Source organism: Fusobacterium necrogenes, from assembly GCF_900450765.1.
GTDB lineage: Bacteria > Fusobacteriota > Fusobacteriia > Fusobacteriales > Fusobacteriaceae > Fusobacterium_A > Fusobacterium_A necrogenes.
Window position 1 is genome coordinate 940,589 of sequence record NZ_UGGU01000003.1, and the last position, 20,287, is coordinate 960,875.

Annotated in this window: 20 protein-coding genes and 1 pseudogene; 7 read left to right on the forward strand and 14 right to left on the reverse strand. The window is 28.9% G+C overall.

From position 1 onward, the window contains the following. The first annotated feature begins 96 nt into the window (after window positions 1–96). The 6 genes from DYA59_RS04720 to DYA59_RS04745 all read left to right on the forward strand — a co-directional run bounded on the left by DYA59_RS04720 (window position 97) and on the right by DYA59_RS04745 (window position 6,115). On the forward strand, window positions 97–807 hold the full coding sequence (locus DYA59_RS04720) for a PASTA domain-containing protein (RefSeq protein ID WP_115269873.1): 711 nt from the start codon (window positions 97–99) through the stop codon (window positions 805–807). A 37-nt stretch (window positions 808–844) separates the two neighbouring features. Next, window positions 845–1,711, forward strand: a complete 867-nt coding sequence (gene rsgA / locus DYA59_RS04725) for a ribosome small subunit-dependent GTPase A (RefSeq protein WP_147368832.1) — start codon at window positions 845–847, stop codon at window positions 1,709–1,711. Beyond that, window positions 1,704–2,342, forward strand: a complete 639-nt coding sequence (rpe, locus tag DYA59_RS04730; protein ID WP_115269876.1) for a ribulose-phosphate 3-epimerase — start codon at window positions 1,704–1,706, stop codon at window positions 2,340–2,342. The genes rsgA and rpe overlap by 8 nt, the downstream gene beginning before the upstream one ends. A 12-nt stretch (window positions 2,343–2,354) precedes the next feature. Then, window positions 2,355–3,029 carry a MarR family winged helix-turn-helix transcriptional regulator gene (locus tag DYA59_RS04735; protein WP_115271488.1) on the forward strand — a complete coding sequence of 225 codons (675 nt, stop codon included), beginning with the start codon at window positions 2,355–2,357 and terminating at the stop codon, window positions 3,027–3,029. A gap of 14 nt (window positions 3,030–3,043) precedes the next feature. Beyond that, the gene (locus DYA59_RS04740; protein WP_115269878.1) at window positions 3,044–4,666 is read left to right on the forward strand and encodes an Rqc2 family fibronectin-binding protein; all 1,623 of its coding nucleotides are present in this window, start codon (window positions 3,044–3,046) and stop codon (window positions 4,664–4,666) included. 108 nt (window positions 4,667–4,774) lie between these two features. Further along, the gene (locus DYA59_RS04745; RefSeq protein WP_115269880.1) at window positions 4,775–6,115 is read left to right on the forward strand and encodes a sulfurtransferase; all 1,341 of its coding nucleotides are present in this window, start codon (window positions 4,775–4,777) and stop codon (window positions 6,113–6,115) included. Window positions 6,116–6,714: 599 nt separating this feature from the next. Here DYA59_RS04745 and DYA59_RS04750 read toward each other — a convergent pair. From DYA59_RS04750 to DYA59_RS04795, 10 genes and pseudogenes are all read right to left on the reverse strand, one after another. Further along, entirely contained in the window at window positions 6,715–7,299 is a 585-nt protein-coding gene (locus tag DYA59_RS04750) for a CDP-alcohol phosphatidyltransferase family protein (RefSeq protein WP_115269882.1), read from the reverse strand. Next, window positions 7,300–8,274, reverse strand: a complete 975-nt coding sequence (locus DYA59_RS04755) for an ABC transporter ATP-binding protein (protein WP_115269884.1) — start codon at window positions 8,272–8,274, stop codon at window positions 7,300–7,302. It lies immediately after the preceding gene. Continuing rightward, window positions 8,255–9,016, reverse strand: a complete 762-nt coding sequence (locus DYA59_RS04760; RefSeq protein WP_115269886.1) for an ABC transporter permease — start codon at window positions 9,014–9,016, stop codon at window positions 8,255–8,257. The genes DYA59_RS04755 and DYA59_RS04760 overlap by 20 nt, the downstream gene beginning before the upstream one ends. After that, complete coding sequence (locus DYA59_RS04765) at window positions 9,010–9,888, reverse strand: ABC transporter permease (protein ID WP_115269888.1); 879 nt, start codon at window positions 9,886–9,888, stop codon at window positions 9,010–9,012. The genes DYA59_RS04760 and DYA59_RS04765 overlap by 7 nt, the downstream gene beginning before the upstream one ends. Continuing rightward, the gene (locus tag DYA59_RS04770; protein WP_115269890.1) at window positions 9,875–11,035 is read right to left on the reverse strand and encodes an ABC transporter substrate-binding protein; all 1,161 of its coding nucleotides are present in this window, start codon (window positions 11,033–11,035) and stop codon (window positions 9,875–9,877) included. Before DYA59_RS04770 ends, DYA59_RS04765 begins: the two co-directional genes overlap by 14 nt. Window positions 11,036–11,144: 109 nt before the next feature. Further along, the gene (locus DYA59_RS04775) at window positions 11,145–11,816 is read right to left on the reverse strand and encodes a TVP38/TMEM64 family protein (RefSeq protein WP_245943716.1); all 672 of its coding nucleotides are present in this window, start codon (window positions 11,814–11,816) and stop codon (window positions 11,145–11,147) included. 21 nt (window positions 11,817–11,837) lie between these two features. Beyond that, on the reverse strand, window positions 11,838–12,956 hold the full coding sequence (locus DYA59_RS04780) for a (Fe-S)-binding protein (protein ID WP_172606951.1): 1,119 nt from the start codon (window positions 12,954–12,956) through the stop codon (window positions 11,838–11,840). A 109-nt stretch (window positions 12,957–13,065) separates the two neighbouring features. Next, on the reverse strand, window positions 13,066–13,605 hold the full coding sequence (locus DYA59_RS04785) for a permease (RefSeq protein WP_115269894.1): 540 nt from the start codon (window positions 13,603–13,605) through the stop codon (window positions 13,066–13,068). Further along, complete coding sequence (locus tag DYA59_RS04790) at window positions 13,602–14,075, reverse strand: permease (protein ID WP_115269896.1); 474 nt, start codon at window positions 14,073–14,075, stop codon at window positions 13,602–13,604. The genes DYA59_RS04785 and DYA59_RS04790 overlap by 4 nt, the downstream gene beginning before the upstream one ends. A gap of 18 nt (window positions 14,076–14,093) precedes the next feature. Then, window positions 14,094–16,525: pseudogene (locus tag DYA59_RS04795) on the reverse strand (FAD-dependent oxidoreductase). Between the two features lie 134 nt (window positions 16,526–16,659). Here DYA59_RS04795 and DYA59_RS04800 point away from each other — a divergent pair. Further along, entirely contained in the window at window positions 16,660–17,010 is a 351-nt protein-coding gene (locus DYA59_RS04800) for a winged helix-turn-helix transcriptional regulator (protein WP_115269898.1), read from the forward strand. A gap of 205 nt (window positions 17,011–17,215) precedes the next feature. Here DYA59_RS04800 and coaBC read toward each other — a convergent pair whose 3' ends face one another. The 4 genes from coaBC to DYA59_RS04820 are packed head-to-tail and all read right to left on the reverse strand — an operon-like array spanning window position 17,216 to window position 20,154. Then, window positions 17,216–18,379 carry a bifunctional phosphopantothenoylcysteine decarboxylase/phosphopantothenate--cysteine ligase CoaBC gene (coaBC, locus tag DYA59_RS04805; RefSeq protein WP_115269900.1) on the reverse strand — a complete coding sequence of 388 codons (1,164 nt, stop codon included), beginning with the start codon at window positions 18,377–18,379 and terminating at the stop codon, window positions 17,216–17,218. Between the two features lie 10 nt (window positions 18,380–18,389). Further along, window positions 18,390–19,094: a hypothetical protein gene (locus tag DYA59_RS04810; RefSeq protein ID WP_115269902.1), complete on the reverse strand. Its 705-nt coding sequence runs from the start codon at window positions 19,092–19,094 to the stop codon at window positions 18,390–18,392. 29 nt (window positions 19,095–19,123) lie between these two features. Next, a complete protein-coding gene (locus tag DYA59_RS04815) occupies window positions 19,124–19,717 on the reverse strand; it encodes an HD domain-containing protein (protein WP_115269904.1) in 594 nt (197 codons plus the stop codon). A gap of 20 nt (window positions 19,718–19,737) precedes the next feature. Then, window positions 19,738–20,154, reverse strand: a complete 417-nt coding sequence (locus tag DYA59_RS04820) for an META domain-containing protein (protein WP_115269906.1) — start codon at window positions 20,152–20,154, stop codon at window positions 19,738–19,740. Between the last annotated feature and the right edge of the window lie 133 nt (window positions 20,155–20,287).

Below are 20,287 nucleotides of genomic sequence, written 5' to 3' on the forward strand. Positions count from 1 at the left end.
TATCATTTACTCTAGAAATTATCAAGTAGTTATTGATATTTTATGTATCTTATGATATTATCATTATTATAAAATATACAATTCAATGGAGGAGTAATGAATAAAAAAACATTTTTTATCTCTTTGTCAGGATTTTTGGCTTTAGCTTTAAGTATATTTTTTTTTATGGAGATATTTTTAATAAAATATTTTAATGAAAAATTTTATAAAATTCCGAATTTAAAATCTTATACATTAAAAGAAGCTGAAGATATCTTAAAAAAGAATGAACTAAAAATAGAAAAAATTGGAGACGAGTTTTCTGCCCTTCCTATTGGTGAAATTTTTTTACAGGAACCTGAAGCTAACTCTATAGTAAAAAAAAATAGAAATATAAAAGTTTGGGTAAGTAAAGGAAAAGCTCTTGTAGAAGTTCCTAATTTAATTGGAATGAACTATCTTGATGCTAAATCTATAGCTGAACAAAAAGGTCTCATCATTGATAAAGTTATTACTGTAAAAGCTCAAGGAAATTATAATTCTGTTTTAGCTACAGATCCTAATACTGATACTCTTTTAACTAGAGGTGAAAGAATATCTTTTTTAGTAAATGGTGCTGAACAAGTTTTTGAAATAAAAATGCCTGATTTAATTGGCCTTTCCTTCGATAAAGCTTTAGATATACTTACAAAAAATTCTCTTATAATAGGAAATATTGAATTTTCTTCTATACCTGGAGTAGAAAAAAATGTTATAATAAAAAGTAGTATAAATGCTGATGAAAAAATACCTGCTGGCTCTACTGTTGATCTTGTAATCAATAACTAAAGTTTTCTTAGGAGGGATAGAAATTAAGGGAAGAGTTATCAATAAAATACAGGGATTTTATTATGTAAAAGTCAATGAAAAAATTTATGAATGTAAATTAAGAGGAATTTTAAAAAGAAAAGAAAATAAATCTAACTGTGTTGTTGGAGATATTGTAGAAATATCTAAAGATAATTACATTATTAGTATTGAAAAGAGAAAAAATTTTCTTGAAAGACCGCTTGTTGCTAACATTGATCATCTTGTAATACAATTTGCTGGAAAGGACCCAAGTATAGATTATGAGAGATTAAATATTTTATTACTTAGAAGTTTTTTCTATAAAATCAAACCTATCGTTATAGTTAATAAAATTGATTTATTAAGTAATAATGAAATAAAAGAATTACAAAACAACTTAAAATTCTTAGAAAAACTTGGAATAAATTATTTCTTAATATCTCAAAAAGAAAATATAGGAATTGAAAATTTAAAATTATTTTTAAAAGATAAAATTACAGCCTTTGCTGGACCAAGTGGTGTTGGAAAATCGAGTATTATAAATCTTTTACAAAATGAAAAGAAACTAGAAACAGGTGAAACAAGTAAAAAGCTTAAAAAAGGAAAACATACTACAAAAGATACTAATCTACTTGAATTAATTAATGGTGGTTATATTGCTGATACTCCTGGATTTTCATCTATAGAATTGCCTAATATTAGAGATACACAAGAATTAATATCACTTTTCCCAGAATTTAAAAATAAAGGAAATTGTAAGTTTAATGACTGCCTTCATATAAATGAACCGAATTGTGTTATAAAAAATTGTGTAGAAAATGGTAAGATTATAAAAACTCGATATGAGTTTTACAAAAAAGTTTATGAAAAATTAAAACAAGAGAGGTGGAATAAATATGAGTAATATAAAGATTGCTCCTTCAATATTATCAGCAGACTTTAGTAAGTTAGGCGAAGAGATTATGGCTATAGATAAAGCTGGAGCTAACTACATACATATAGATGTGATGGATGGTAATTTCGTCCCTAACCTTACTTTTGGTCCTCCAGTCATAAAAGCTATCAGAGATAAAACTAACTTGACTTTTGATGTTCATTTGATGATAGATAAACCTGAGAGATATATAGAAGAATTTGTTAAAGCTGGAGCTGATATCATTGTAGTTCATGCTGAATCTACTATACATTTACATAGAGTTATCCAGCAGATTAAATCTTTTGGAAAAAAAGTAGGTGTTTCGTTAAACCCAGCTACTCCTATTGATATTTTAAAATATATTATCAATGACTTAGATATGGTTTTAGTTATGAGTGTAAATCCTGGATTTGGAGGGCAAAAATTTATAGAAAGTACTTTGCAAAAAATTAAAGATGTAAGGGCTTTAAACGAAACTATAGATATACAGGTGGATGGTGGTATAACCGATAAAACAATAGGAAAATGTATAGAAGCTGGAGCTAATATCTTTGTAGCTGGTTCTTATGTGTTTTCTGGTAATTATAAAGAAAGAATTGAAAATTTAAAGAGAGGTTAAAACATGACTATTATGACTGAAAATATTAGTAAAGTAAATGAAATATTAGAGGATTTTTACAAACTATTTTATAAAACTGAAGATATGGCTCTTAAAAGAGGAATTAAGTGTTTAACACACACAGAATTGCATTTAATAGAAGCTATTGGTGAGCAATCTCTTACTATGAATGAGTTAGCTGATAAAATTGGAATAACTATGGGAACTGCTACAGTAGCAGTATCTAAGCTTACTGAAAAAGGATTTATAGCTAGAGTTCGTTCTAATTCTGATAGAAGAAAAGTATATGTATCTTTAACAGATAAAGGAAGTAAAGCTCTTACTTACCATAATAATTATCACAAAATGATAATGTCCAGTATTACAGAAAATATTGCTGATAAAGATTTAAGTCATTTTATTGAAATTTTTGAACTTATCTTAGGTGCATTAGAACAAAAAACTGATTATTTTAGACCACTTACAATTGTAGATTTTAATGTAGGAGAGAAAGTTTCTATTGTCGAAATAAAAGGAACTCCTATCGTTCAAAACTATTTTGCTGGGCATGGAATAGAAAATTTTAGTATAGTTGAAATAATGAAAACTTCTTCAAATGAAAATTTTGTAATAAAAGCACCTACTGGTGAAATAATTGAATTAGATATCCTAGATGCTAAAAATTTAATAGGAATTAAAGCTGACTAAAAAAGGAGCAAAAAATGTTCTATATTGATGGAATATCTTTAAATAAAATAAAAGAGGAATTAAAATCGAATCTTTATGAAAAAAAGATAAACAAAATTACTAAAAATACTGAAACTTCTCTATCAATATACTTTGGAAAAATAGAGTTAGTTTTCTCTTGTAACCCATCTTTTCCTATCTGTTATATTACAAATTCTAAAGAGGGAGTTTTAGAAAATAACACTGGAATAGTAGCTAACATGAGAAAACATCTACTCAATGCTATGCTAATAGATGTAGTCCAACTTGGATTCGATAGAATATTACAGTTTAAGTTTTCTAAGATAAATGAGTTAGGTGAAATAAAAAACTATAGTATCTACTTTGAAATAATGGGAAAATACTCTAATTTTATTCTTACTGATGGAAACAACAAAATTATTGATTTATTAAAAAGATTTTCATTAGAGCAAAATAGGTTAAGAGCTATGTTTCCAGGAATTCTTTATGAACAACCTATAATTGAAAAAAAAATATCCCCCTTAGAAGTAGATAATGACAGCTTCAATTCATTTTTAAAAAAAGGAACTTTATTAAAAAATATAGAAGGAATTGGAAAATTACTTTTACAAAATATTGATTCTTTTGAAAATTTTAAAACTATTTTAGAGAAAAAAATATCCCCAAAGATATATTTAAATAATCAAAAAATAGTTTTAGCAACTGTGTTGAATATAATTCCATTGTCTAAATATGACGAAATTTTAAAATTTAATTCATTTAGAGAGATTATAAATTACTATATTTCATCGCAAAACTTATCTAGTACCTTTGAAACTTTAAAAAAACAATTGCTTGATAATATTCTAAAAAGAATAAAAAAAACTGAAAAAGTATTAAATGTACTTGCCAAAGAGAAAGAGGAAAAAGCTGACTATGAAAAATATAAGGAGAAAGGAGATATATTAGCTTCTTGTATCTATAACGTAAAAAAAGGTATGCCATTTGTAGAAACTTACGATTTTTATAATGATACTATAATAAAAATTCCTCTTGATCCACAAAAGACTCCTCAAGAAAATCTTGAAAAAATATATAAGAAGTATAATAAATTAAAAAGAGGCCTTGAAGTTAATGCTAAAAGAATTGTAGAGATTAATGAAGATTTAAATTATCTAAATAGTATTAATCTTTTTATTGAAACTAGTAATGATATAAGCAATTTAAAAATTATACATGAAGAGCTCATTTCTCAAGGATATATAAAAATCCAAAATAAAAAGGAGAAAAATAAAAAGCAAAATAAAGAGATAGGTTATGGTATCATTGAAGGGAAAAATTATAGAATTCTTTTTGGTAGAAATAATACTGAAAACGATAATCTTACTTTTAAAGTAGCTGATAAATACGATATTTGGTTACATGCTAAAAATATTCCTGGTTCTCATGTTATTATTCAATGTGATGAACTAAATGATGAACTACTTATGAAAGGAGCAGAGATAGCTGCTTATTATAGTAAGGGATTTACTGGAGATAAGATAAGTATAGATTATACTCAAAAGAGATATATTAACAAACCTAAGGGAGCTAAGCCTGGATTTGTTACATATGTAAATGAGAAAAATATCTTAGTTGTAAAACCAGAAAGAGTATAGGAAATAAGGAGAAACATAAGAGGTTTCTCCTTTTTTATTATATTTTTTCATAAATCTATGATATAATGTAACTAATGCAAAATATAATAATATAAAGGAGTACTTGTAATGAAGACTATGAAAAAATTACTTTCTACGATTTTACTTATTAGTATTTTTACTTTATCTGGATGTTTCAAAGAAAAAGAGAATGAAGTACAAAACTATACAGTAATCTCAACACAAGATTTAGAAAAAAATATCCCTAACTCTAATTGGGTAGTTGTAGATACTAGGGAAAATGATGCTTACAACGGTTGGAGTTTAGATGGTATTGAAAAAGGTGGTCATATTCCTCTAGCTCTTGATTTCTCTTCTTCTTGGTTAAATACTAAAACCGAGAGATTGGATTCAATACTTACGACAAAGGGAATTACACAGAATAAAAATATAGTTCTTTATGACTATAATAACAAAGATGCTAAAAAAGTTGCTGATTACTTGAATAAAAAAGGATATAAAAATATCTATCTATATAATATCTCAGATTGGATAAACTCTGGAAAAACTTTGGAAAGTTATAAAAACTATCAAATGTTAGTTCCTCCTTACTGGGTAAAAAATCTAATAGATGGAAAAAATGGTATCAATAACTATAAAATATTTGAGGTATCTTGGGGAGATGAAAAAGCTTCTCCAGATTACTTAAAAGGACATATTCCAGGAGCTATTCATGTAAACACTGACCACATTGAAGAGGGTCCTCTTTGGAATAGAAAATCTGATGAAGAGCTAATTGAATTAGCTAAAAATAATGGAATAACTATTGATACAACTATTGTAGTTTATGGTGCTGATTCTATGCCTGCTTCTAGATTTGCAGTTATTTTAAAATATTTAGGAGTAAAAGATGTTAGACTTCTAAATGGTGGTACTCAAAAATGGATAAATGCTGGCTATCCTGTAGAAACTACAGTGAACAAAGCTACTCCTGTGGATAATTTTGGTACTGATAAACCTCTTAACAGAGATTATATCATTGATTTAGAGGGAGCAAGAGAGATTTTAGCTGATAAAACTGGAAGTAGACTTGTAGATAATAGAGCATGGGATGAATTTATAGGAAAAACTTCTGGATATGATTATATCGAGCCTAAAGGTCGTCCTGCTGGAGCTGTATGGGGACATGCTGGAACAAATAGTTCCAACTTAGATGATTATAGAAATCCTGATAATACTATGAGAAATGCCTATGAAGTATTACAAATGTGGAAAGAATGGGATATCACTCCTGATAAAAGATTATCTTTCTACTGTGGTACAGGTTGGAGAGCTTCTGAAGTTTTATTTTATGCTGATGTAATGGGAATAGAAAATATCTCTTTATATGATGGTGGTTGGAACGAGTGGAGTGGAAATACTAGTAATGAGCCTAATCCTATAGAGACAGGTATTCCTGCTGGTAAATAATATGAAAAAAATAATATATTCTACTTTTTCACTCTTACAATTTATAATTTTTTTGATTGGTACGATTCTGACATATCTTTCAGATAAAAAAATGGGGGTAATGAGGTCTTTAACTTATAGAAACTCAATCTGGAATAAAATGGACTTAGATAGATATCTACTTATCTTGATAACAGTTCTTCTTGTTATCAAGATAGTAGCTTATCTACCCACTAAGAAAAGGATTTTTCTCATACTTATTGTACTTGATATCATAACCATAGGTTTTATTATTTTTTTCAATACAACAATTATTTTTTCATATTTTATAATTATATTAGCCCTTGCTATTATTTTAAGCTTAGGTTTAATAAAAACTTTTATCAAATAAATTAATAACTATTCAGATATTTGTGATTTAAAAAGAAAACTAAGAATTGTTCCATATTTCAAGAAGTTGATTAACTATGGCTTATCTCACTAAAAACACAAAACTCACTTCGTTCAAACAGTTGTGTTTTTTAGCGTTCGATTTCGCTGAGTTAATCTAACTTCTCTCCATAAATTACACAATTCTTTGAGTTTTCTTTAAACTATCTTCTCTATCTAAATAGTTATTTTTATTTTACTATTCTTTTAGCTTCTAAAAATCTCTGAAAAATTGTAATAACTATCATAATAGTAAAGATATATATTACAATCTCAGCCTTCTCTTTTAATAGAATAATTAAGCTAAACATCACAAATCCCTCTGTTCTCTCAGCTAAACCAGCTTGATAATAGAAACTTTTCTCACTTTTTTTATCTGTTAAAGAACCTGTGGTTAAAAATATTGTCATAGCTATTATTATACTAATTGATAGTAACATAGCTGAATAGCTTAACTCTCTATATCTTGAAGCAACCCCTATTATTATTCCAGACTCTACTATTCTATCAAAGGTTATATCCATAATTGTTCCAAAACCTGAGCTTGAATTTGTTTCTCTTGCAATTGTTCCATCTACAGCATCTAAGTATCCCGATAGCCAAAGAACTAAAACTCCTATATAGTTATAACCGAGATAGGTAAAAACTCCACTACTAACTCCTATGAGCATAGCCAAAATAGTTACTCCATTAGCTGTGAATCCAAGTCTTAAAAAAAATTGTGCCCCTATTTTTATAACTGGCTGAACATATTTTCTACAATGAGTATCTAACATCTAATCCTCTATCCCTTTTATATTTTTTTCTTCAAAATCTATAAAAACCATATCTCCAATCTCTAATCTTACATTGGTAATACAATTAATTTTCTCATCTTTCACTTCAATCTCAACTATGTATCTTCCCATACTAAAACTCATATCTACTACTTTTCCTTGAGTTTTACCATTTTCTGCAATCTTTATATCCTGTCCACTTATACCTAAATATTTAGTAGTAACTTCACTCTTATAATTAAATATTTTTTCAAACTTTTCCTTTAAAAATATATTCTCTATCCCTAAAACTTTTGCAACATACAGGGTTTTAGGACAATTAAACAGTTTTTCTCCTCTATCTAATGCAATTAATTTTCCATTTTCCATAATTCCAAGCCTATCTCCTAATGTGAAAGCCTCATCTCTATCATGGGTAATAAATAGAGTAGTAACCCTTAACTCCTTTTGTAAATTTTTTACTAATTTTTGCATAGCTTTCTTTAAATTATAATCAAGAGCTGAAAATGGTTCGTCCATCAGTAAAAGTTTCGGCTCTGTAACAAGAGCTCTTCCTATAGAAACCCTTTGTCTTTCTCCTCCACTTAATTCATTTGGATACTTATATTTTTTATCTTCAAGCTCCAATTTTTTTAAAATCTCTTCTACTCTTCTTCTAATTTCATCACTATTACACTTAGCTATTCTCAGTCCAAAAGCGATATTTTCAAATACATCAAGATGTGGGAGAAGAAGGTCTTCTTGAAATACCATAGATATCTTTCCACTCTTTCTAGCACTTTCAATATCCTCATTTTCTAAATTTACTTCTCCCTTATAATCCTGATCCAATCCAGCTACTATTTTTAAAAGTGTGGACTTTCCTGAGCCTGACTTTCCAAGTAAACAGATAAACTCTCCTTTTTCTATTTCAAATTCTATTCCTTCTAAAGCAAAACTTCTATAATTCTTCTCCTTAATTTTTACTTCTAACATTCCTATCTCTCCATAATAGATTTATTATACTTTTTGCCAAAACTACTGATATAAAAGTAACGAGTATATAAATAATACTATATACAGCTCCCATCTTACTTCCACCATCTACCATATATGGCATAAGCATTATAGGAAGAGTCATCACTTCACTCCCCCCTATAATAAATGTAGTCAAATATTGTACCAATGAAACCATTATTATCATAGCTACTCCAACTATAAATGACTTTTTTAGCATAGGAAGTGTTATCTTAAAAAATATCTGCTTTTCATTTACTCCCATAACTTTTCCCAATTTAAAATAATTATCACTAATTGTAGTATAACCACTCTTCATACTTAAAATATAGTATGGTAGCGTCATCACTGTGTGTACTATTGCTACCCCCAGAGTTGTTTCAATCAGTCCAAATTGAATAAATCTATATTGAACTCCTAATACACTAACAGTTGCTGGGAAAATAATTGGAAGAAATACTAAAATTTCTAATACTTTTCCTAGCTTTGATTTAGTTCTTGAAAGGGTATATGCCACTGGTGTCCCTATTAATATATTGAAAATTATAGTCAAAATAAGTATATAAAAGGTTATCCCTATACTTTCATAGATTCTTTGCATATGTAAAGCTTGACTCCAGCTCTTAATATCAGTTCTAAGAATTAGGGAAAGCATTGGTAATAAAAATATACCTGATAACATTGTAGTTACGATATTTTTGAACTTAAATATTTTTACCACTCCCTCTCTTTAAATTTCATTAGATACTTCATAGTTAAATATGAGATAAAGGAAATAGTTAAAGCTATCAAAGTTACTATTACATTTATTGCCATAACCTTACCTCGTAACTCTATGTCCCCTTCTCTATATAACTCATACATCTGAACTGACAAAGTTCTTGGATATGTTACTCCTAATATATAAGAAGTCTCAAAAGCTGAAAAAAGATATGCCAATACCAGAAAAAAACTTAAAGACAAAGTTGGTAATATCATAGGAAAGATTATCTTTTTAAAAAAATTATACTCAGTTAAATTATAAAGAGTCCCTAAATCTCTCCATTTTCTCTCTATATCTACCATCATAGGAATACACATCATTACCATAAATGGAACTACCTTCCAGATATATCCCAGTATAATTCCAACTCCATAATTATCATTTATTAAAATTGGAAATTCTTTAATACTCTCTATAACTCCAAGTTTAACAAGATAGCTTCCTATCACTCCTCCCCTTGACAATAAAAGTACAAGGGCATAAGCCCCTGTTAAATATGAAACTCCCACAGGAAACTCTAATATTTTTTTAAAAAATTTTCCAAGATATTTGCTATTACGATTTATGTGTATTAAATATAGAAAAACTACTGCTAAAAGTAGAGATATTACTCCTGTAAAAAAATTAATTTTAACAGTATATCTTAAATTTTCTAAAAACTCCCTCGAAAGAATTAACTCTCTATAATACTCTAATGTAAAACCATTCTTTCCTATTATTCTATTATAGCCAAAAGAGGTCATTACAACATAGTAGATACCATAGAGGAAAAAAAGATACATATATATTAAAAATGGTAATATTTTAATTATTTTTCTAATTTTTTCCAACTTTTTCCTGCCACTCTTTCTCTATTATTAAAAGTTTTGTTGGAGATAGCTCTAATACTCTTTTCTCTTGTAACTCTTTTAGTGAGGGTATATTTGGATTTTCTATTAATTTTATAAATCCTTCTCTCTCTTTTTCATCTAGCTTATCTATATCCAATACTGTAAAATCTCCCCAATTTTTTGCTAATTGTTTTTCATACTGAAGTTGAGGAGAAACCATAGCATCTATTATCTTTAAAGCCTCCTCTTTATTTTGAGAAGTTTTTGCTATAGCTAAATAATGGTTATTAAACAAAGTCCCTTTTTTCAATAAAAAACTTCTTGATGTCTTTACAAAATCTCCTGTTTCTATTTTAGAGTTAACCTTATTTATAGTATATCCCATAGTGATATCTATCTCCCCTGTAGAATAGAGTAAATCTAGTTTTCCCTCTGACTCTGGATAAGTTTCTCCTTTTCTCCACAAATAAGGTTTTATCTCATTTAGATAGTCCCATACAACTTGTAAATTTTCTTTAAACTCCTCATCACTCATCTTCATAATATTGTCATATCCTAATATATCAATTACAATATTTCTCACAAAGGCACTTCCTGTAAAATCAGAAACAACAGGGTAGGTAAATCTATCAGGATTTCTTTTTACATACTCTTTTAGACTCTGCCAGCTATCAAATGGAATATTCCCTTTTTCTCCATCATAAATAAAATTAAATTGAGCTTCTCCCCAAGGAACCTCATCTCCATCTATATCCACACCAAAATCTTTTAGTGTAGCACTCTCTTTTATAAGTTTTTTATTTTCTATCTTAGCTAATATTCCCTTTTCTAATAAGTTAGCTTCCTTTAACTCATTAAAATTCTCTCCATTTATCCAAAGAATATCCACACTTCCTCTATTTTTTCCAGCTTGCTTTTCAATTATAAGCTTATTTACTACATCTTTTATATTTACAACAGGTACAGCTTTTAATTCTATTCCCTCTCTCTCCTTTATATAGTTTCCTGCTATATCCTGAACATAACTATTTATCTTAGCATCTCCCCCCCACATATATAGGGTAACCTCTTTTTTCTCCTTGCTATTACAACCAAGTATAGTCATTCCCAATACTCCAATGATAAATAATTTATAAGCTTTTTTCACGCTCTCCCTCCAAAATTACCTATTTATGCTAAAGTGAGAAAATCTCACTAAATCTTAATAAAATCTTCTCACTTTTCCTTACTTATATTTTATTTTAAATTTTTAAATATTATTTTGTTCTTCTATCTAATTTTTTTTTTATTATCTTTGCAATTACACTCAAACAAAACAGTATTATTGAAGCTAGCAATGAAACTTTTACAGCTTTTTGTATATCTCCAGAGGCAACAGCCCCACCTAATAATATAAAAGCTACTGTTCCAGGTAAAATAAATATAATTGATAAAATACTATACAAACTAAACTTAATAGAAGTCAAACCATAGAGATAATTTTGAAGTCCAAAGGGAAAAATTGGCAGAAACCTTGTTACAGCTAATATAAACCAACCATCATTTTTTACTCCACTTTCCACTTTTTTAAATATCTCTCTTTGACCAAATTTTTTCTCTATAAAATCTCTAGCTATATATCTAGCAATTAAAAAAGCCAATGATAATCCTATCCCTGCTCCTATAATTGTATAGAGTATTCCAAAGAATACTCCAAAAACTACACCACCAACTATTGCTAATGGAACAGGAGAAACACAACCCAATGTAAGTATAATATATATTACTATATATGTTACAGGAGCTAGTACTCCCATATTTTTTATTATCATCTCAAGTTCATCTCTATTTTTCAAATAATGAAATACTCCAAATTTATTAGCTAGAAGAAACACTCCCATCAATATAAAAACTAGACAAACTATTTTCCATGATTTAGAATTTTTCACTCTATTCTCCTATTTTTTTCACTACCTATTTAATAATTTCTTAGTCTGATACCTTCTATACCATTGTTCAATTGGTGAAATCAAACGAACTTTTTTCATTCTTTTTAAATATGTCTCTCCAAAAACTAAATCTAGTATATGTAAAGAGTCTAATCCTCCTCTTTCCATTGCTTCTCTACAACCACCACAATAACTAATCATATAGCCAGTTGTATTCTCTATACTTCTTTTTTTTATAATTTCTTTTGTCAAAGTTGGCATTGATGGAGCTACCATTCCTCCTAAGCCACAACATCTAGTATTTCCCTTTGAGTGTTTTAATTCCTCTATTTTATAACCTAACTCTTTTATTATTTTTCTTACTCCCTCATGTATTTCCTCTACATCTCTTGTAGAACAAGAGTCTTGAATATTAAAAACAACATCTGAGTTTTTCCCTATTCCGACACTCTCTTTTGGAACTCCAATCTCTCCTAAAAGTGCCCACAGAGATATTACCTCCTGTTCTGCATACTTTGAGAAAACTTTATAGCACGATTGACATGCTACTACTATCTTTTCTACCTCTAACTCTTTAAATTTATCCAATGAACTCTTTAATCTCTTTTGAAATTTTTCCTTTTCTCCCATATCTCTAAGAGGCTTCCCACAGCAGGTCAAAAGAACACCCACTTCTCCATTAAATCTTTCACTTAAATATTTAAAAATTTTTTCAACATATTGAGGGCTATATGAAGAAAGTGAACATCCTGGATAAAATAGATATTTTACTTTCTTTTCAGGTTTTACTGTTGTATTAAAAAATTTCGTATACCCTAAATATTGATGTACTCTAACAGCTCTATGCCCTTTCATAGGAGAGATTCCACCATTAGCTTTCACATGCTCTTTTCTTATATCCATAAATACATCTTTTAAATCTAAATCTTTTGGACAAACCATAGTACATTGGTTACACATATTACAAGAGTATGCTATCTCCTTTGGTATCTCCATATAACCTTCTTTTATATACTCCTGAAACAGTTCTTTTGGAGAAGAGGTATAATCATTTAGCATCACACACTCTTTCATACATAGCTTACAATCTAAACAACTTTCAGCTATATTTTGAATTTTGTCTATAATCTCTTTTTTCAAAACTCTCTCCTTAAAATCAAAGTTTTCCTTCATAAGTTTAGCATTTTATACTCATATTGTCAATAAATGAGAAATAGAAATAATCTCTTTGATAAATTGATATCAGCAACTACTCTTTATCTTCAGCCAAAGTATAAATCTCTCTCCTATCCCTATCATTCAAAAATACACTTATGATAAAGGCAATCACAGGGATTCCAACTATATTAAGTCCTAGACGAAGCATAGCAAAACTGTAACCTAAGGCTGTGGATTCAAATATGAGAAGTGGTATCTTCATAGTAGACCAAGCTCCTATAAAAATCAACACATTAAATATACTTGTTCCCTTTCTTAAAAGCACCCCTGCCACTGGAAAGGCTGCATAAAGTGGCCCAGCAGCAGTAGCTCCAATTATAAACGAAAGTAAAACTCCCACTACTCCAGAACCTTTTCCCATATATTTAATCATTGTCTCTTTCTTTAGCCATACATCTAAAACTCCTAAAAGTATAAATATAGGTGGTATAACTCCTAACATCTCCAAAAGATTATCATAAGTAATACTAAAAGATTTTTTTCCAATCTCTGGAGAGATAAAGAGTAGGGATATATTTATAATCAAAAGTATTAGAAAAAATCTATATCTCTTTACAAAATTTTTAATCATAGTACTCCCCCCATAACCATTGCCACAACTAATGAAAAGATAAAGGCAGATAGATTTCTTATTATAGTTACCTTTTTCCCAAAATACTGAATCTCAACAGGAATAGTAACAATACCTACCATCATCAAAGTTGAAACAAAGGCAGCTATCTGTGTTATTCCAGCTCCATTTTGTAGGAGAGCACTAGCTAGAGGGAAAGCAACAAACCCAGGTATTAAAGTTATTGCCCCTATAAATGCTGCCATTATAACTCCCATTATCCCTGACTCCTTCCCTAAAAACATAGAGATTTGCTCTGGAGTCAATACAGCTAACATCACTCCTATCAACAATATAATCGATAGAAACTGTGGCATAATATTTTCAAAGGATTTCCAAGCTTTTTTTAGTACCATCTTTGTTTTCTCTCTACTTTTAATAAAAGAAATAATCAAAGATAGGATAGCAATTATATAAAATACTTTTGTCATTTTCCTCCCCCCTTATCTCTAGATAAATAGATTTGTATTTGAGTTTTCAGTAGCTCCTAAGTATTGTCCCACTCCTCCATAGCTGATTCCATCTATCAACTCTTCTTGTGTTATTCCCATAACTTCCATAGACATAGTACAAGCTGTAATATTAGCTCCAAACTCTATACTCTTTCTCATAAGCTCCTCTAAAGACATAATATTTTTCTTTTTCATTGTCCATCTTATAAGTTTTGCCCCTATTCCAAAGAAATTCATCTTTGACACTGGAAGTTTTTCACTATTCTTAGGTAACATCATAGCAAACATCTTCTCTATAAATGATTTTTTACCTAGATTCTCTTTTTTCAAGATAGATAGTCCCCAGAATGTAAAGAACATTGTTACTTTTTTACCCATAGTCAAAGCTCCATTAGCTATTATAAATGCTGCTATTGCCTTGTCTAAATCTCCACTGAAAACTACAATAGTAACTCCCTCATTAGTTTCTATTACTCTATTGTCTTTTTTTTTTCGATATCAAGATTAGTACTATCTCCCTTTTGTAATGTAGCAAATATGTTTCCATCTTTTTTCTCAAGAGATAGCAGTGTATTTTTTGTTACCTTGCTCCAGCTTTGAATATCATTGTAAAAACCAGGGTCTGATACCTTTACCTTCAATACCTCTCCATCTTTTAAGCTGTCCATATTCTCTTTTACTTTTACTAGTGGTCCAGGACAAGATAGTCCAGATAAATCTAAATACTCACTCTTATCAATCTCTACATTAACTTTTGGAGTTTCTACCTCTGCTTTTTTCTCTACAAAGTGTAACTCTCTTATTTTAGATTTGATTCCACCAGCTATATTCTTTACCTTGTACCCATTTTGTGATAAAAATCTAGCTGCAATATATCCTCTAAGTCCAACAGCACAGTAAGCTAAAATCTCCTTATCCTTAGGTAACTCTCCTACTCTCTTTCTAAGCTCACTAAGAGGAATATTGATACTACCTTCAATTACTCCTGTAACTAGCTCTATCTCCTCTCTAGTATCTAAGATAATCTGTGTATCCTTATTGTAGTTAGCTAAATCCTCCATAAATATCTGCTCTACTAATCCCTCTTCTATATTTAATCCCATAAATCCTGCCATATTAGCTGGAGATTTTGCTGAAGAGAATGGTGGAGCATAAGCTAAGTCTAACTCTGCTAAATCCTCTATCTTTCCACCAAACTTTATAGTTGTTGCTATTACATCTATGAATTTATCTACTCCCTTTACTCCAATTGCTTGAGCTCCTAAAATCTCTCTGTTCTCCTTCTCATATATAACCTTGATACTGATAGGAGTAGCCCCTGGATAGTAATTAGCGTGGTCATTAGGGTGTAGATAGATTTTTTCATAAGAAACACCTAAATTTTTCACTGTTCTCTCATTTAATCCTGTTGAAGCTCCTGTAAGTCCAAATACCTTTATTATTGCTGTACCTAAACTTCCATTGTATTTCTCATCTCTACCTGCTATATTTCCTGCTACTATTCTTCCCTGTCTATTAGCTGGTCCAGCTAGAGCAATAGAGCTTTCCTCTCTAGTGATAAAGTTCTCTACTAAGATGGCATCTCCTAGAGCATAAACTCCTGAAACATTTGTTTCCAATCTATCATTTACTAAGATATGTCCTCTTGCTCCTAATTCTATTCCTGAATTTACTAAAAATTTAGTATCTGGAGTAACTCCAATAGATAGAACTATCATATCAGCTACCACTGATTTTCCACTCTCTAGTACTACTTCTACTCCCTTTTCTTTCTCTTTAAACTCCACTACTTTTTCATTAGTCATCAAGTTTATTCCATTAGTAGTCATCTCATACTCTAAGATATTAGTCATCTCTCCATCAAAGGGAGCTAAGATATTTGGAGCTGCCTCTATAAGAGTAGTTTCTACTCCTAAGTGAGTTAGGTTTTCTGCTGTTTCTACTCCTACATATCCTCCACCTACTACTACTGCTCTTTTTACTCTATCTAATTCCAACTCTTTTTTTATTTTGTCCATATCATTCATATTTCTAAGAGTAAAAATCTTCTTACTATCTATCCCTTTGATAGGTGGTAATAGTGGCTTAGCCCCTGGAGCAAGAACTAGATAATCATACTTTTCACTGTACTCCTCTCCAGATTTTGTTCTTACCTTTACAGATTTTTCTCCTGTATTGACCTCTGTAACCTCACTATTTACTCTCACATCAAGGTTAAATCTAGCTTTTAATTTTTCAGGAGTTTGTACTAATAAGCTCTCTCTATTTTCAATAACTCCCCCTATATGATAAGGTAGTCCACAGTTAGCAAAAGAAACATATTCCCCTTTTTCAAATATAACTATCTCTAAACTTTCATCTAATCTTCTCAATCTAGCAGCTGCTGAAGCTCCTCCAGCTACTCCTCCAACTATTAATACTTTTTTCATAGTTCCCCTCCTAAACTTCTTTTGTATATTTTTATTATAAGTCTTTACTACACCTTTTGTAAAGTACAGACATTTTTGTCTGTACTTTACTTTTTTGATCATAAAAGCTAAAATATACCAAAGAGGGTGATAAAATGAATAGAGAAAAACAGTATAATTGCTATTTTGAATTGACTTTAGATATTATAGGAGGAAAATGGAAACCTATTATCCTTTACTATATAAATACAAACAAGGTGGCTAGACACAGTGATTTGAAAAGATTTATTCCCAGTATCAATGAAAGAATGCTGACTAGACAGTTGAGAGAACTAGAGGAAGATGAGCTTATCAATAGAAAGGTGTACCCTGTTGTACCTCCTAAGGTGGAGTACTCTCTTACTGAGAAAGGACAGGAGTTGATTCCTATCTTAGAATCTCTTGTAAAATGGGGAGCTAAGTATGCTGAGTCAATAGGATTTGATAATTTTAAAATAAAAATTTAAGTTTTATAATTCAATATAACTGCTTAGATCTAAATTAGCTAAAAAAATTCAAAAATTTTATAAATTATATAAAAATAAATAGAGCAAGTTAATATTTAATACTAAAATAAATTTATATATAATATAAATTTTCTAATACAATATATTACTACTTGCTCTTATTTCTAATCAAAATTATTCTAAATCCTTAATTAATTTAAAATTTTTAAATATTAATCAAAATATCATATGCTAACTCTTCTTTTGATTTTTCTGGAACCTCTTTTATTAAGCCATCAGCTTTTATTATAAAAATTTCATTTGTATTTTTTTGCATATTTTCAGCATTATTAGCTATTATCATATCTAAATTTTTTCTTTTTAACTTCACTATAGCATTATCTAATAAATTCTCAGTTTCAGCAGCAAATCCAATTAAAATTTGTTCTTTTTTTCTTTTTCCCATTTCTAATAATATATCTGGATTTCTATCCAAAATAATCATTAGTTCTCCCTCTTTTTTCTTAATTTTTTCATTAGAATAATATTTTGGTTTATAATCGGCTACTGCAGCACAAGCTATTACAATATCTATATTTGGAAACCTTTTCATACATTCATCATACATCTCTTGTGCAGTTTTTACTTGTATAAACTCACTTACTCCTAAAGGCTTTTTCAAATTAGTTGGTCCAGATATTAATATCACATCAGCACCTAATTTTATTGCTGATTTAGCAAGGGCATACCCCATTTGACCACTTGACCTATTTGATAAATATCTTACTGGATCAATTGCTTCTTCAGTTCTTCCAGCCGTAATCAAAAGTCTTTTTTTAGCCAAAATATTATTTCTGTATAAGTTATCATGTTCAAGTATATCTACTATTTCATCTTCATCTTTTAAACGACCCTTAGCACTTATATTACATGCTAAAAAACCTTCATCAGCTTCTATAAATCTATATCCATATTCTTTTAACTTCTTTATATTTTCTTTTAAAATAGGGTTTTCATACATATTTACATTCATTGCAAGTGCAAAATAAACAGGTTTTTTACAAGCTGAGATTACAGTTGTGAGCATATCATCAGCTATTCCATTAGCCACTTTACCAACAATATTATATGTAGCTGGAGCTATTAAGATAACATCAGCCCAATCAGCTAAAGATATATGTTCTACTTCAAAATGAGGATTTTTATCCCACATGTCTACATAAACTCTATTTCTAGAAAGAGTTTCTAGTGTTAGTGGTGTAATTATTTTAGTCGCATTTTCAGTCATAATAACTTTTATATTATATCCTTTTTTCTTTAATTTTGATATTATATTAGCCACTTTATAAGCTGCTATTCCTCCAGATACCCCAATAAGTATATTTTTCATAAATACTCCTTTATTTTGCTACTCTTCTTTTCTTGTAATACTCATCTCTTTTTCCTATAAACTCTTCTATTTGAGTGTCCTTAAATCCTAAATTAATTAATTTCCAAAAATCAAACTCCCTCAAATCTTCCATAAATTCAATATCACTTTCAGCAAAAATAACTATTAATTTTCTATTCTTGTTATAAATTTTAGAAACTCTCTCTCCTTTATTAAGGTATGTTACAACTTCCCACTGTATGAAATCCTTGTTTAAATATTTTAAAAATTTATTTCTTCCATCTTCTAAATTTTTTATATCTTGTGGAAGAGAATCAAACTTTTCAATAGTTAAATCTTGAAGATAAAAAATACCTCTCTCCATAATTGCATTAGCTAAATCAATAAATCTAGATGCAGAAAAAAATTTTTTAATATCTACTTTATAATAATACTTCTCTTTTTTAGAAGATAAATTATATTTTTCTATTACTTGCTTTAATCTTTCATTCTCCTCTTTCATATCTTTCATATTTTTCTCAATCAATTCTAGTTGTTTTGAATTCAAATTACTATTAATATCTCCCATACTCTGATTTAAATTATCTATTTCATTTATTAAGTCGGAAATCTCCTTATCTTTTCTCTCGATTATTTGCTCTAAATCTTCTATTTTTTTATTTAGTTTTTCTTCTAATTCGACATTCTTTTTTGTAAATATAGAAATTAATCCCATAAAAAACCTCCTAATTATTCTATTCTAAATTATTTTTTGATAATACCTTTATCCATATATTTTTTTATTTCAGGAATTATAAATTTCTCATAAATTTGAGGAGCATATTTTTTTATTGGTTCTAATCTTTTTAGTACCATACTTTCTGTGACATTCCACTTTTTCCAAGTGTGACCATCAGAAGATAAATTTTGAATAAATCCTTGAAATCTATCAAAAACATTTGCAAACTTAGAATCACTAGATTTCATATTCTCAAATTCTAACCATAACTCAAAAAACTCTTCATATTGTTCTTTTGGCAATAAAGAAAATATTTTTTTAGCTGCCTTTAACTCCTTAAAATATTTTTCCTCCTTTGAATAATTAGAAAATGCCGGAGTATCATCACTATATATCTCAACAATGTCATGTATAAGAATCATTTTTAGTACTCTTTCCATATTTATATTTTCAAAATTCACATAATCCTTTAAAATTATTGCACATACTGCCATATGCCAACTATGCTCAGCATCATTTTCTCTTTTATTAGTATCTCCTAATATAACTGATTGTCTCAACACAGCTTTTACTTTATCTATCTCAACTAAAAAATTTATTTGATTTTGTAATTTATTCATAAACTCCCTCATTTTTGTAACTATTTCACAGAGAAAATAAGTTGTTCTTCTTTCTCATTCGATAAAACTAAATTCTCATTTTCTTTTTGAATTTTTGTCATACTTTTCAATAATGTTAAATATTGGTCTTCTCTTATTAAGTCCTCCCTCGATCCACCCATTCGTGTCGAGGATAATGAAACTATTTTAATGCTTCCATTTATTATTTCAGCTCTTCCAAAAAATCTATTTAAACCAGAGTAACCAAAAATTCTTCCATTTTCATCAAACCCCAATGTTAACCCTTGATCAGGAAATATATTAACTAAATTATATTCTACGTTAATAAGCTCTACTACACTATTAATAGTTTGTGGTAAACTTTCCTCTTTTTTTTCTAAGTTAGTACAACCAATTAAAGAAATTAATATGGTTATAGATAGGATTATTTTTTTCATATCTCTCACTCCTTAATTTAAAACTTATTCCCCTTAAGAAGATTATACTACAATTTCTATAAAAATGTATATAGTAATCTCAAAATTTCCTTGATATTTTTATACTCTTTATAAAAAATCAAAGCTATTTTTA